This is a genomic window from Streptomyces sp. HUAS TT11, assembly GCF_051553595.1.
Classification (GTDB): Bacteria; Actinomycetota; Actinomycetes; order Streptomycetales; family Streptomycetaceae; genus Streptomyces.
On sequence record NZ_CP196184.1, the window covers coordinates 2,324,834 to 2,338,590 of the forward strand.

12 protein-coding genes are annotated in these 13,757 nt (G+C 72.3%); 6 read left to right on the forward strand and 6 right to left on the reverse strand.

Annotation, left to right across the window (positions count from 1 at the left end; all coding sequences use genetic code 11):
• Nucleotides 1-128 precede the first annotated feature (128 nt).
• Both alc and allB read right to left on the reverse strand, forming a co-directional pair.
• The gene (alc, locus tag ACSHXN_RS10490) at nucleotides 129-1,268 is read right to left on the reverse strand and encodes an allantoicase (protein ID WP_383353250.1); all 1,140 of its coding nucleotides are present in this window, start codon (nucleotides 1,266-1,268) and stop codon (nucleotides 129-131) included.
• Between the two features lie 40 nt (nucleotides 1,269-1,308).
• Nucleotides 1,309-2,649: an allantoinase AllB gene (allB, locus tag ACSHXN_RS10495; RefSeq protein WP_438302981.1), complete on the reverse strand. Its 1,341-nt coding sequence runs from the start codon at nucleotides 2,647-2,649 to the stop codon at nucleotides 1,309-1,311.
• A 268-nt stretch (nucleotides 2,650-2,917) separates the two neighbouring features.
• Here allB and ACSHXN_RS10500 point away from each other — a divergent pair, with 268 nt between their 5' ends.
• Nucleotides 2,918-3,715 (forward strand): IclR family transcriptional regulator, encoded by a 798-nt coding sequence (locus ACSHXN_RS10500; protein ID WP_355128016.1) that lies wholly within the window; start codon nucleotides 2,918-2,920, stop codon nucleotides 3,713-3,715.
• A gap of 76 nt (nucleotides 3,716-3,791) precedes the next feature.
• On the opposite strand, the gene ACSHXN_RS10505 is transcribed toward ACSHXN_RS10500, so the two are convergent.
• Nucleotides 3,792-4,106: a DUF5955 family protein gene (locus ACSHXN_RS10505; RefSeq protein ID WP_356292698.1), complete on the reverse strand. Its 315-nt coding sequence runs from the start codon at nucleotides 4,104-4,106 to the stop codon at nucleotides 3,792-3,794.
• A 184-nt stretch (nucleotides 4,107-4,290) separates the two neighbouring features.
• Between ACSHXN_RS10505 and ACSHXN_RS10510 the strand changes: the two genes are divergently transcribed.
• Together ACSHXN_RS10510 and aceB are read left to right on the forward strand one after the other, a co-directional pair.
• Entirely contained in the window at nucleotides 4,291-4,890 is a 600-nt protein-coding gene (locus tag ACSHXN_RS10510; protein WP_355798139.1) for a nucleotidyltransferase family protein, read from the forward strand.
• A 202-nt stretch (nucleotides 4,891-5,092) separates the two neighbouring features.
• Nucleotides 5,093-6,712, forward strand: a complete 1,620-nt coding sequence (gene aceB, locus ACSHXN_RS10515) for a malate synthase A (protein ID WP_355798140.1) — start codon at nucleotides 5,093-5,095, stop codon at nucleotides 6,710-6,712.
• Between the two features lies 1 nt (nucleotide 6,713).
• On the opposite strand, the gene ACSHXN_RS10520 is transcribed toward aceB, so the two are convergent.
• The 3 genes from ACSHXN_RS10520 to ACSHXN_RS10530 form a co-directional block, all read right to left on the reverse strand.
• Nucleotides 6,714-7,031 (reverse strand): SelT/SelW/SelH family protein, encoded by a 318-nt coding sequence (locus tag ACSHXN_RS10520; RefSeq protein ID WP_383353040.1) that lies wholly within the window; start codon nucleotides 7,029-7,031, stop codon nucleotides 6,714-6,716.
• Nucleotides 7,028-7,942 carry a HipA family kinase gene (locus ACSHXN_RS10525; RefSeq protein ID WP_355128006.1) on the reverse strand — a complete coding sequence of 305 codons (915 nt, stop codon included), beginning with the start codon at nucleotides 7,940-7,942 and terminating at the stop codon, nucleotides 7,028-7,030. Before ACSHXN_RS10525 ends, ACSHXN_RS10520 begins: the two co-directional genes overlap by 4 nt.
• 383 nt (nucleotides 7,943-8,325) lie before the next feature.
• On the reverse strand, nucleotides 8,326-9,825 hold the full coding sequence (locus ACSHXN_RS10530; protein WP_438302982.1) for an IucA/IucC family protein: 1,500 nt from the start codon (nucleotides 9,823-9,825) through the stop codon (nucleotides 8,326-8,328).
• Nucleotides 9,826-9,912: 87 nt separating this feature from the next.
• Here ACSHXN_RS10530 and ACSHXN_RS10535 point away from each other — a divergent pair, with 87 nt between their 5' ends.
• The 3 genes from ACSHXN_RS10535 (at nucleotide 9,913) to ACSHXN_RS10545 (ending at nucleotide 13,684) form a co-directional block, all read left to right on the forward strand.
• On the forward strand, nucleotides 9,913-11,421 hold the full coding sequence (locus tag ACSHXN_RS10535; protein ID WP_355128002.1) for an IucA/IucC family protein: 1,509 nt from the start codon (nucleotides 9,913-9,915) through the stop codon (nucleotides 11,419-11,421).
• A 185-nt stretch (nucleotides 11,422-11,606) separates the two neighbouring features.
• Nucleotides 11,607-12,872 carry a VWA domain-containing protein gene (locus ACSHXN_RS10540; protein WP_355128000.1) on the forward strand — a complete coding sequence of 422 codons (1,266 nt, stop codon included), beginning with the start codon at nucleotides 11,607-11,609 and terminating at the stop codon, nucleotides 12,870-12,872.
• Nucleotides 12,872-13,684 (forward strand): hypothetical protein, encoded by an 813-nt coding sequence (locus ACSHXN_RS10545; RefSeq protein ID WP_438302983.1) that lies wholly within the window; start codon nucleotides 12,872-12,874, stop codon nucleotides 13,682-13,684. The genes ACSHXN_RS10540 and ACSHXN_RS10545 overlap by 1 nt, the downstream gene beginning before the upstream one ends.
• Nucleotides 13,685-13,757 lie beyond the last annotated feature (73 nt).

Genomic DNA, 13,757 nt, shown 5'->3' on the forward strand with positions numbered 1-13,757 from the left:
GCAGGACACCGGCGAGGACCCACGCCCCGACCGCACGGCACGCACCCCGGATCGGATCGCCCGCTCGCGTCCGCGCGGGCGCCGATGCCGACCGCCCCGCTCGGCACAGGGCGAGGAGAGGCGCGGCGTCAGCCGCCCAGCTCCTGATGGCGCGCCGCCAGCCGTGCCGCCCCCTCCTCGGTCAGGGAGCCGAAGAGACGCAGCCGTGAGATGCCGCCGTCCGGGAAGATGTCCACGCGCGCGTGCGTGCCGACGGCGGCGGCCGGCAGGACGAAGCGGTGGTTCGTGTCGGGCTGGAGGCGGGTGCGCGGCAGGATCTCGCGCCACCGGCCGTCCTCGCCGTCCCTGACCGAGACCGACGCCCAGCCCGCGGCGTTGCCCTTCAGATACGCCGTGTCGATCTCGACCGCGCGGATCCGGGACTGCGCCGCCAGCCGGTAGCGGATCCAGTCGTTGCCCCGGTCGCGGCGGCGCCGTGTCTCCCAGCCGTCGTCCATCTTGCGGGAGCGGCCCGGCCGAATGGTGTTGGACGCGGGCGAGTAGAACAGGTCGGACGCGTCCTCCACGCCGCCCCCGTTCTCCAGCGCCACGACGTCGAAGGTGCCGAGCACGCCGAGCCACGCCGGGTCCGGCACCACGTCGCCGTACACCCGCAGCCGGGCGATGCCGCCGTCGGGGTGCTGATTGACGCGCAGGTGCGTGAAGCGCTGTTCGACGGTGACCTCGAAGCCGTTGGCCGCGTGGCCGCCGACCGGGGTGCGCGCGACCAGCGTTGTCCACTTCACGTCGTCGCCGAGCAGTTCCTCCGGGGACGGGGAGCCGGGCACGCACGTGCCCTCGACGGACACCGCCTGCGGGTAGTTGCCCCGGAAGTGGGCCGTGTCGATCACGATGCCGCGCACGACGCCGGGGGCGCCGAGGCGTACCAGCGCCCAGTCGTGGTCCTGCTCCGCGGGCCACGGACGCCCGGCCGAGGTGCCGCGGCGCCGCCGCGTCTCCCAGCCGTCCATCACCTTGCCCTTGTGCCCGAAGTGCCCGGGGTCGAACTCGGCCCGCTCCGGCACCAGGAGGTTCTCGCGCTGGGCGAAGAACTCGTCGTTGGCGGCGACGACACCGGCACCGAGCCGCCGGTCGGCGAGGTCGGCGTGGCGGGTGAAGGGATAGTCGGCGGTGCGGTAGTCCGCGTAGGGGTCACCGCCTGCGTACGGGTCGGCGTCTCCGGTGAAGCGGGCCTGCTGGGGTCGATGCTGCGCCGTCACGGTGATCAGGTCTCCTTTCGGGAGTCGGCCGCTGCGGGCGGGGCGCGGGTCAGTCGTCCCTGCCGAGCAGTCGGCCCTTCGGCTCGGTGAACTCGCCTTCCTTCACGATCCGTTCGCCCCGCAGCCAGGTGGACCTGACGACGCCGTGCAGGGTCCTGCCCGCGTACGCCGTCACCCGGTTGCGGTGCTGGAGGGCCGCCGGATCCACGGTGAAGGTCTCGTCGGGGGCGAACACCACGAGATCGGCGTCCCGGCCGGCCTCGATGGCCCCCTTGCGCGTGTCGAGCCCCACCAGTCGTGCCGTGTGCGCGGACATCCAGCGGACCACGTCCTCCAGGCCGTGTCCGCGCCGGCGCGCCCCGGTCCACACCGCGGACAGGCTCAGCTGCAGTCCGGAGATGCCTCCCCAGGAGGTGGCGAAGTCGCCGGTCTTCAGGTCGGCCGTCGACGGGGAGTGGTCGGTGACCACGCAGTCGATCGTGCCGTCCGCCAGCGCCTGCCACAGCAGGTCCTGGTTGGCCGCCTCACGGATGGGCGGGCAGCATTTGAACTCGGCTGCCCCGTCCGGGACTTCCTCGGCCGTGAGGGTCAGATAGTGCGGGCAGGTCTCCGCCGTGATCCGTACGCCCGCGGCCCGGGCCTCGGCGATCAGCGGCAGCGCGTCACCGGAGGACAGGTGGAGCACATGCACCCGCGCGTCCAGGTGTCTCGCCTGCGCGATCAGATGCGCGACGGCCGTGTCCTCGGCGGCGCGCGGCCGGGAGGCCAGGAAGTCGGCATACCTGGGACCGCCCTGCTGCGGGGCGGCGGCGAGGTGGTGCGGGTCCTCGGCGTGCACGACGAGCAGTCCGCCGAATCCGGCGATCTCGGCCATGGAGCGGCCCAGTCGCTCCTGGTCGAGGTGGGGGAACTCGTCCACGCCCGACGGAGCCAGAAAGGCCTTGAAGCCGAAGACTCCGGCGTCGTGCAGCGGCCGCAGGTCCTTGACGTTGTCCGGCAGGGCGCCACCCCAGAAGCCGACGTCGACATGCGCCCTGCCGGCCGCGACCCGCTGTTTGACACGCAGGTGGCCCACCGTGGTGGTCGGCGGGATCGAGTTGAGCGGCATGTCGATCAGGGTGGTGATCCCGCCGGCCGCCGCCGCGCGGGTGGCCGTCCAGAAGCCCTCCCACTCCGTGCGGCCCGGGTCGTTGACGTGCACATGGGTGTCGACCAGGCCGGGCAGCAGGACGTCGTCGCCGACGTCCTCCACAAGGGCCCCGGCCGGAACCTCCGCGTCGTACGGCAGTACCGCCGTGATCGTCCCCCCGGCGACCGCGACCGCCGCGGCGCGCGTCCCCTCGGGTGTGATGACACGCCTCGAGCGCAGCACCAGTTCAGCGTCGGACACCCCGGCCCCTCTCTGCCGCCGTCCTGCTTCCGGGAAAGGGATTCACATCCATGGAATTTCAACGTTCTGTTGAAGGAGTCTTCACTGCCACCCCTATGCCGTCAAGGGCACACTTCCTCCCCTCACCGTCCGGGCGCCCGCTCTGGACTTTTCCGCTTGACGGAATTAGAATTCCACGGAGCAGGTCTTCAGGTCGCACCACGACCAGGAGCCGACCGCCTGCCGGGTAGGCTTTGGCCTTTCCTGCCGGCCCCGAAAGGAATGCGCCGTGTCGACGTCCAGCGCCAGCGACGCCCCCGCCAAGTCCGCCGCGGGGGGCGTCCAGTCCCTCGAGCGCGCCTTCGACCTGCTGGAGCGGATGGCCGACGCGGGCGGCGAGGTCGGCCTGAGCGAACTGTCCGCGAGCAGCGGACTCCCGCTGCCCACGATCCACCGCCTCATGCGCACGCTGGTGGCCTGCGGCTATGTACGCCAGCAGCCCAACCGCCGCTATGCACTCGGCCCCCGGCTGATCCGACTCGGCGAATCGGCGTCCCGGCTGCTCGGCACCTGGGCCCGCCCCTATCTCGCGCGACTGGTCGAGGAGACCGGCGAGACCGCCAACATGGCGCTGCTCGACGGGGACGAGATCGTCTACGTGGCCCAGGTCCCCTCGAAGCACTCGATGCGCATGTTCACCGAGGTGGGCCGGCGGGTGCTGCCGCACTCCACGGGCGTGGGCAAGGCACTGCTCGCGACCACCTCGGACGACGAGGTGCGCGCCCTGCTGTCCCGTACCGGCATGCCCGCCGCGACCGAGAAGACGATCACCAGCCCCGAGGCGTTCCTGACCGCGCTGCAGGAGGTGCGCGCCCACGGGTACGCCGTCGACGACAACGAGCAGGAACTAGGGGTCCGCTGCCTCGCCGTGTCCGTGCCCGATTCACCGACGGCCGCGGCGATCTCCATCTCCGGACCGGCGGGCCGTGTCACCGATGCGGCGACCGAGAAGATCGTGCCGGTGCTTCAGCAGGTGGCCGCGGAACTGTCGCAGGCGCTGGCGACGTCGGGCACCCCGACGGCCTGACCCCCGCTGCGCGCACGGTGTCCGGCCGTGCGGCCGGAGGCCGCCGCCGCGGCCTCCCGGGCAAGGGCGGTGCGCGTCAGTCCCGCCGCGACTCCCCGAACAGTTCCACCGCGCTGCGCACATCCGACAGACCCCGGGCCAGCGCGCTGACCGAGCCGATCGCGCCGGCGATCAGGAGCAGGGAGCGGTGCAGCCGGGGGATCTCCGGGACACCGCTGAGGGCCATCGCGGCCAACGCGCCGAGTTCGTCCTCGGCTATGGCACGGTCGGGGAACTCGGAAGGAAGGGTCGCGAGTTCCCGGCGCAGCCGGGACACGGCGGTCCGCAGTTCCGCCACCCTCGGGTCCTCTTCGCTGCCGGTCACCGACCTCTGCCCCAAGCTCCGCAACACAGCTCTCCCCCTCGCACCCCGTCGCACGCACGTCTCGGCACACCGCCCGCCGCTCCCGCGGCGCTGGTCGGGCGCCGGGGACGCGGGTCAGTAAACGCCACCCGGTGGTCCGGGCGCCACCGTGCGGACCGAAATTCAGTCCCTGGAACGGCGCGACGGGCACCGGGTCAGGTATGCAGGACGTATGACACCGAAAGAGGACCGGATCGCCGGACTGCTCCTCGCGGCCGGCGGCGGGCGGCGGCTCGGCGGACGGCCCAAGGCGCTGCTGGAACACCGGGGGCAGACCCTCGTGGAGCACGCGGTGGCGAGCCTGCGCACGGCCGGGTGCGACCGGGTCCATGTGGTGCTGGGAGCGTCCGCCGCGGCCGTACGGGAGCGGGCGGATCTGTCCGGCTGCGTGCTGGTGGACAACCCGGACTGGACGGGCGGCATGGGCTCCTCCCTGCGGGCCGGCCTCGGCTCCCTCGCCGGGACGGACGCTTCGGCTGCTCTCGTCCTGCTCGTCGACCAGCCCGGTATCGGCCCCGAGGCGGTCGCCCGGGTGCTCGCCGCCTACGAGAACGAGGCGTCACTGGTCTCCGCCGCGTACGACGGGGTACGCGGACATCCGGTGCTGTTCGGTGCCGGCCACTGGGCGGGCGTCGCGGCGGCGGCGACGGGCGATCGCGGGGCGCGCGCCTACCTCAAGGTCCACGAGGACGCGATCGCGCTGGTGGAGTGCGGTGATGTGGCGCGGCCCTACGACATCGACACACAGGCCGACTTGGCCCGTCTCGAGTGAGGAGGGTGGCACCGGGCGCCGACCTCCCTCGAGGCGAAGAGTCTCGACGTCAACAGATCATTGAACTTCCACCATGAGGAAACTAGTATCCACAGGTCAGAAGCACAGGACCGCTCACGGGACGCCGTCAGCCGCATCCGGGCTCCCTGGCACCCGGTGCCGCGGCGTCCTCACATCCGCTCGCTGAAGGAAGTGACCGCTCATGTCCGCACCAGCGCCGTCGCCGATCATGGTCGACGCCGAGCCCCTGCCCCGGCAGGACGAGGTCCTTACGGATGCGGCCCTCGACTTCGTGGCCGAACTGCACCGCCGGTTCACGCCCCGGCGCGACGAGCTGCTCGCCCGCCGTACTGAGCGCCGCGCCGAGATCGCCCGTACCTCGACGCTCGACTTCCTCCCCGCAACCGCCGCGATCCGCGCGGACGACTCATGGAAGGTGGCGCCCGCGCCGCAGGCCCTGAACGACCGCCGTGTCGAGATCACCGGCCCCACCGACCGCAAGATGACCATCAACGCCCTCAACTCCGGCGCCCGGGTGTGGCTCGCGGACTTCGAGGACGCCTCGGCCCCCACCTGGGAAAACGTCGTCGTCGGCCAGCTCAACCTGATCGACGCGTACACCCGGAGCATCGATTTCACCGATCCGGCCTCCGGCAAGTCCTACGCCCTGCGCCCGAACGAGGAACTGGCGACGGTCGTCGTGCGCCCCCGCGGCTGGCATCTGAACGAGCGTCATCTCCTCGTCGACGGACAGCAGGTGCCGGGCGCCTTCGTCGACTTCGGCCTGTACTTCTTCCACAACGCCCGCCGCCTGCTCGACCTCGGCAAGGGTCCCTACTTCTACCTCCCCAAGACGGAGTCCCACCTGGAGGCCCGCCTCTGGAACGACGTCTTCGTCTTCGCCCAGGACCACCTCGGCGTCCCACAGGGCACCGTCCGCGCCACGGTCCTGATCGAGACGATCACCGCGGCGTACGAGATGGAGGAGATCCTCTACGAACTCCGCGACCACGCCTCGGGGTTGAACGCGGGCCGCTGGGACTACCTGTTCTCCATCGTCAAGAACTTCCGCGACGGCGGCCCGAAGTTCGTCCTGCCCGACCGCAACGCCGTCACGATGACGGCCCCGTTCATGCGCGCGTACACCGAACTCCTCGTCCGCACCTGCCACAAGCGCGGTGCGCACGCGATCGGCGGCATGGCGGCGTTCATTCCGTCACGGCGCGACGAGGAGGTCAACCGGGTCGCCTTCGAGAAGGTCAAGGCCGACAAGGACCGCGAGGCGGACGACGGCTTCGACGGCTCCTGGGTCGCCCACCCCGACCTGGTGCCCATCGCCATGCAGTCCTTCGACCGGGTCCTCGGCGACAAGCCCCACCAGAAGGACCGGCTGCGCGAGGACGTGGACGTCAAGGCGGCCGATCTGATCGCCGTGGACTCCCTGGACGCGAAGCCGACGTACCCGGGACTGGTCAACGCCGTCCAGGTCGGCATCCGCTACATCGAGGCCTGGTTGCGCGGCCTCGGTGCGGTCGCCATCTTCAATCTGATGGAGGACGCGGCCACCGCGGAGATCTCCCGCTCGCAGATCTGGCAGTGGATCAACGCGGGCGTCGAGTTCGAGAACGGCGAGAAGGCGACCCCGGAGCTTGCCCGCAGGGTCGCGGCCGAGGAACTGACGAACATCCGGGCCGAGCTCGGCGAGGACGCCTTCGCGGCCGGTCACTGGCAGCAGGCCCACGACCTGCTGCTGAAGGTCGCTCTGGACGAGGACTACGCGGATTTCCTCACCCTGCCCGCCTACGAGCAGCTGGGCGGCTGACCTACTCGGCCGGCTTCTCCGAGTGGCCCAGGGGCTTGCCCGGGGCCACTCGGTCGCGGACGAGCCGCTTCACCGCCGTGGGCTCGGGGAAACCCTGCTCACGGCGGTCCCAGACGACCTCGTCGTCCACCCTGACGACGAAGACACCTCCCGTGCCCGGTGTGAGCGCGAGCTCCGTCAGTTCGGCCTCGAACGTCGTCAGCAGTTCCTGCGCCAGCCAGGCCGCGCGGGGCAGCCAACGGCACTGGGTGCAGTACTCGATCCGGACGTGGTGCGCCTCCCGCGAGGGGGCACCGGTCGTCCCGGGGGTGTCCGTCATCCGAGGTGCACCGACCAATCCTGTCGCGCCGCCGGTTTGCCGTGCAGGTCCGGGACCCGCTTGAGCCAGGCCGGACGGCCTTCCTGTGTCCGCTCCGCGCGCCGGGCCTCCTCGGCGGCGAGCTCCTCCCGGGTGGGGAAGTCGGTGGGCAGCCAGGCCCCGGACGCCTTGACCCGGGCCGTGAGGTAGTCGACGTAGGCGTCCCTGACCTCCCCGGGCGTCGCGAAGCCCGGCTCACCGGCCAGCCACGCGTCCGGTACCTCCTCGGCGACCTCGCGCAGCAGCGCCTCGGTCACCCTGGGCGCGAGCTCGGCCTCGGCGGCCCGCGTGTCGGGGCTGAAGTGGCCCAGGGCGTGGTGCCGGAAGTCGTACGCCCTGTCCGGTGCGGAGGCGTCCCACCGGTGGTGGAAGACCAGGGCCGCACCGTGGTCGATCAGCCACAGCTTCGGCGGAGCGATGCCGAACGTCGGCCAGACCATGAGGTTGGAGCTGTGGACCGTGCGGTCGACGTTCACGGTCAGCGCGTCGAGCCAGATGATCCTGCCGGCCTCCAGCGGGTCGACCGTGCAGGCGCGGGCGACCTCGGGGGTGAAGTCCCGGGCGCCCGGCAGAAAGTCCATGCCGAGGTTGACGCCGGGGCTGGCGTTCAGCAGGTCGCGCACCTCCTGGTGCGGTTCGTGCGCGGCGATCGCCGGGTCGAAGTGGGCGAGGACCAGCTCGGGCACGCGCAGTCCGAGCCGGCGCGCCAGTTCCCCGACGATCACCTCGGCGACCAGTGCCTTGACGCCCTGGGCGGAGCCGGTGAACTTCACGACGTACGTCCCGAGGTCGTCGGCCTCGACGACACCCGGCACGGAACCACCGGAGCGCAGGGGCTCGACATAGCGAACGGCGGTGACCTCTCTCAGCATGTCCTCAGGCCACCCACCTCTTCACCCGTGCCCTCCACGCCCGACCTCGAAGGCGTATCGCAGCGGAGCTCGCCGTCCTGTTCGCGGCCTCCGGCATGAAGTGACCATAGTAACCGGGGGGTGACCGGAGCGCGGAGTGCCCGAGCGACGGGGCACCACTGGATCCACGGCTCCGCGTCGCCCGTCGGGGGACGTCCTCGCCGGCTCGGTGTGCGGTTCGCCTCCGCCGCCGTGCCGGGACGCGACGGGCCTCGTCGACACGGTCGGGTCGGCGCCGCGCGGGCAGTCCGGCTGACCCGTCGCACCCCACCGCCCCCGCACGGCCCGGACTCCGGGCACCCCGGCTCCTTGCCCGTGTGCGCCATGGACCCGGTGGGGACCTTTCACCGGCAGGCCAGCGGGTTGGGCAGGGGCAGATAGCGCGCGTCCGCGCCGTCCGCGCCCGTCCAGCGCAGCAGGAGATTCGTCTTGCCGGGGAGGGTGGGCGAGGCCAACAGGCCCGGGATCTCGGGCACCGGATGGCGGGCCAGTTCGGCGCGGGCGGCGGGCCAGGGGTTCCAGCCGGGACCACGCTCCGCCAGTACGGCGGCCACTTCGGTGAGGTTGTTGACGACCAGGCAGTAGACGAGCCGCTCCCAGCCCGCCGCACGGGACACCTCCGCGAGGAGTTTCACGCCCTCCGCGTCCCGGAACAGCGCCTGGACGGGCAGGCCCGCGGAGTCCACGGCGATCACCGTGTTCTGCAGATGGGCCTCGAGGACGACGCCGTGCCGCTCGAACGCCTCCAGAGCCGGCGGGACGACCTGGCGAAGATAGGCCGTCCACCAGGCCGCAGGGTCGGTGACCGCGTCGAGCGGACTGCCCTCGAAGCCCTCCACGAGGGCCGCGGCGAGGAGGGGGGTGGCGCCGGGCAGCAGATGTGGGCGCAGGCCGTCGCGGACCAGTACGGCCAGCTCCTCGAATGCGAAGGCGGCCGTACGGTAGCCGCGGTCGCTGAGCCAGGCGGCCGGGCCGGGACCCGGGGCGAACGCGGAGGCGGCGGCCTCGTCGGTGCGGCGCAGCCGGAGCAGGTCGTGGCGCCACAGCCGGCGGATGTCGTTGGTGATCCGCACGTCCAGGCTGAACTTGAGGAAGAGGTCGTCGTCCGGGGCGTAGACGGTGCGGATCGCCGCCGTGGGGGCGACGGGACGCGGGGTCCGGCCGAGCCGGACGAGGCGGCCGTCGTCGAACGCCTCCCGGATCTCCGGGCGGGCGGCCACCAGAGCGAGCTGCCAGGGATGCGCGGGCAGCAGCCGGTAGCCCGGCGGGGCGGAGCCGAGCGCGTCCAGCGCCGTCGTGTCGCCCTCCTCGGCCACCGCGTCCTCCCGCACGCCCAGAAGGGCGAGCGGGAAACGGGCGTACGCTTCCGGCGCGTACGGCAGCCAGTTCGCGACGGGGCCGCCACCGCGCGCCTTCGGGGCGGGATGGTGGGGGTGACCGGTGATCAGCGACTGCTCGGAGCGCACATACGGGTCCTCGGGTGCCGTCGCCCGGGCTCGGGCGGTCAGGATCGCGGCCACCGCGTCCCGGCTGTCGATCATCTCCACGGGGAGTTCCGGGCTGTCGAGGCCGGTGGCGCGGCGCAGCTCGTCGGCGGTGAGTTTGACCAGCTCGGCGTGGGTGAGCGGCTGCCAGGAGCCGCCGGCGTACACCTCCGGATCCCGCGGCCGGCGTACACCGCGTACCCGAAGCAGCCGGCCGCCGGCCCGCAGCCGGTGGACGCCCTGTTCACCGGTGGGTTCCGCCGCCTCGCGGATCAGGCAGTTCAGCAGCGGCGCCGCCGCGTAGGCGTCGGCGCGCTCGGGGACCTCGTCCCTGGGGTGCATGCGGTCCACGTGATCCATTCGTTCCGTACGGTGCACTGACGATCAGTATGTCGGTGGTGGTCCCCCTCCAGGATCCGCCACCCCCGTCCCTCGAGGAGTCCGACCGTGCCCCCTTCCCCCTCCACCGAGACCGAGTTCGCCCGCGAGCTCGGTCTCGTACGGCCCGGCCTTTCGGCGCCCTACGCGGCCGCGCTCCCCGGCGCCCGCGCCGCCGTCCTGTCGCGCCTGTGGCGGGCGCTGGCCCATGAGCCGCTGCCGTGGATCGCGCGCCGGGAGCCGACGGCCGGCGGACTCGTGCTCCACCTGACCGACGGACGCAGGCTGCACGGGCCGCCCGCCGACCCGTATGCGACCGATGCGTATGTGACCGAGGTGCTCCTGGAGGCGCGGGCGTACGACCGTCCGGGCACGCTGGTCACGGCGCTCGGTGTCCCGCACGGTGACCTGTTCGCCGCCGAACTCGACCACAGCACGGCGTCGTTGGCGCTGTCCCGGGCCGACCAGCCGCAGGACCTGCCGGAACCTGCGAGCGCTTGGGAATGGGAGCAGCGGGTGGTCGACGGACACCCGTTCCATCCGAACTGCCGGTCCCGGCCGGGCTTCTCGGTGGCCGAGCAGCTCGCCTACGGACCCGAGCACCGGCCGCTGGTACGCCTCGGCCTGGTCGCCCTCGACGACGGCGGCATCCTACGGGGCGAGTGGCCGAAGTGGCTGCGGGACGGCGAGCGCCCCCTGGTCCCGGTCCATCCCTGGCAGACGGCTCACGTACTCGGGATGCCTGCGAAGGAGGGACCGGACGCACACCCGCTGATGTCGCTGCGGACCCTGGCCCTGCCCGACGGCGGCCCGCATGTGAAGACGGCGCTCAGCGCGCGGCTGACGTCCTCGGTGCGGGACATCTCGGTGCAGTCCGTGGAGACGTCGCTCACCGTCTCCGACTTCGTGGCGTCGATCGCCGCGCGCACCGACGGCCTGCTGCACGTCACCCGCACGCTCGGGGCGGTCAGCGCGCACTCCCCCGATCTCGCGGCGGTGATGCGCGAGTCGCCCGAGACCCTGGCCGACACCGCGGCCGGTGAGCGGGTGGTGCCCGTCGCCGCTCTGCCGCTCACCGGCCTGCCCTCGTCCACCGCCTGGTTCGCGGCGTTCACCCGGCTCGCCCTCACCGTGGGGCTGCGGCTGCTCGACCTGGGTGTCGCCCTGGAGGCGCACGGCCAGAACCTGCTGGTCGTGCTCTCGCCCACGGGCGCACCGCGACGGCTGGTCTATCGCGATCTCGCCGACATCCGGGTGAGCCCGGCCCGGCTGGCCCGGCACGGCGTCAAGTCCCCGGATCTGGCGGGCCGGATGGTCACGGACGACGAGACAACCTTGCGCCGCAAGCTGTTCGGCTCCCTGGTGGCGGGCGCGCTGGCCTCGACCGCGGGATCGGCGGCGGCACTGCGGGAAGCACTGGGGCCGGCCGTGCGGGATCTGCCGCGCACAGCCGATCTGTCGGCACTGTCCGCAAAGCCCCTGCCCACCAAGGCCCTGACCCTGATGCGGTTGTCCCCGCGGCGGTCCGGGGATCTGTGGACGCTGCTGCCGAACCCGCTGACCGGGGCGGGCCCGTGACGGCGCGGAGCGGCCGGACTCCCGTCCGCCGCCCCGCACGCGGACCCGGCGGCGTCCAATGCGGCACCGGCGTCCGAAGCGTCACCATGCCTCCACCTGCCCGTACGGCACGGTTGTTCGACTGGACCACCAGGATTCCACGGCTCGTTTTGAAGCACGCACCGTCTGATCAATAAGATCCGCCGATGATCACAAGAAAACGGCTGGCGACGGGTGTCTGTACCCTGCTCGCCGCCCTGGCGGCCGGGATGGCCGTCCCGGCCGGCGCCGTCGCCGACGAGACGACAGCCCAGGACGCGCCCAAGGTCGATCTCGTCCTCGACGTCAGTGGTTCCATGCGGGCGCGGGACATCGACGGCGGCTCACGGATGGCCGCGGCGAAGCAGGCCTTCAACGAGGTGCTCGACGCGACTCCGGAGGAGGTGCAGCTGGGCATCCGGACGCTGGGCGCCAACTACCCGGGCAACGACCAGAAGACCGGCTGCAAGGACACCGCACAGCTCTACCCGGTGGGGCCGCTGGACCGGACCGAGGCCAAGACGGCCGTGGCCACGCTCCAGCCCACCGGCTGGACCCCGATCGGCCCGGCACTGCTGAAGGCCGCGGACGACCTCGACGGCGGCAACGGCTCGCGGCGCATCGTCCTCATCAGCGACGGTGAGGACACCTGCGCCCCGCTCGACCCCTGTGAAGTGGCCCGTGAGATCGCGGCCAAGGGAATCGGGCTGACCATCGACACGCTGGGCCTCGTGCCGAACGCCAAGCTCAGCAAGCAGCTCAGCTGCATCGCCGAGGCCACCGGCGGCACCTACACCTCGGTGCAGCACAAGGAGCAGCTCTCCGACAAGGTCAACCAGCTGGTGGACCGCACGGCGGACAAGGTGGTCACGCCGGTGGCCGTGGACGGCACCGAGCAGTGCACGTCGGCGCCCACACTGAAGTCCGGCCTGTACACGGACCGCGAGGAGTTCGGCCGGCACCGCTTCTACCGCGTGGCCGTGGCGCCCGGTCAGGAGCTGCGCGCCTCCGTGAGCGTCGCCGACGACCGGCAGGTGAACCCCGACTACGGGGTGACACTGCGGGCGATCACCGTGCACGGGCGTGAGATCGTGCGCGGCGAGGCGACGGGGTCCGGCCGTACGGACGTCGTGTCGACGGGTCTTCGCTATCCGAAGGCGAAGAGCGACGAGGAGGACGCCCCCGCAGAGACGGTGTGTCTGCAGGTGGCCAACTCCTTCTCGCCCGCGGCCGGGGTGAAGACGACGCCCGGGTTCCCGCTGGAGTTGACCGTCGACGTGGTCGACGGTCCCGACCAGGCGGGCGACGTCGCCTCCTTCGGCCTCGGCCGCGGCTGGTGGCTGCTCGGCGCCCTCGTCCTGACCGGCTTCCTCGCGGGTGTCCTGTGGGGTTGGATTTCGCGCTGGCGGTTCGCGGTCTGGAGGACCAACTGATGCGTGTTGCAAAGATACTGACCGCGGCGGCCCTGGTACTGGGCGGCTCCGTCACTCCGGCAGCCGCCGACTCCTCGCCCTCCGCGAGCCCGTCCGGCGACAGCGCCGCGCCCACCTCCGCGGGCACGTCGTTCCGTACGGCGACGGAGATCGAGCAGGGACAGCAGGCCACGGCGAGCGCCTCCACCGGTGACTACCTGTACTGGTCGTTCCCCGCGGACGCCGGGCAGCGTCCCACGGTGAAGGCGACGGTGAAGCTGTCCTCGGCGTCCGGGAGCGGGTCGCAGACCTGGCAGCTGGACGTCTACGACGGGCTGCGGCGCCGGCAGGCGTGCCAGTACGGCGCGCAGACGCGCACCGCGGCCCAGGGTGCGTCCTCCATGGACCTGGCCTGCACGCTGCGCACGGTCCGCGCCTGGTCCGAGCCGTGGGCCGACGACCCGCTGCCGGGCACGTACTACGTCCGGCTGACGGCCGTGGGCCTCGGTGCCGCGGACCTCGGCCTGCCGGTGCACACCGAACTCCGGGTCGAGTCCAAGGAGATCGGCGGCTCGGCGGCGGTGGACGGATCGCTTGCGCAGCCGCTGGTACCCGGGATCGCGACCACCCCGCAGGAGGAGGCGTCCTCGTCCGAGTCGGACGCGGCCGTGCTGTCCTCGCTCAAGCCCGACGACGGCTGGGCGTCCGGCTGGTGGTCCGACCGCTGGGTGTGGACCGCGATCGGCGGCATCCTCGCGGCGCTCGCGGGCATCGGGGGCTATGCGCTGACGCGCGGTTCGGGACGGCCGTCCCGGGTGCCGCAGGGCTACTGACACACCGTTGTCGAAGGCCCGCCGTGTCTCCGGCACGGCGGGCCTTCGCGTCGCCGCCCGCGCCGGTTGCGAG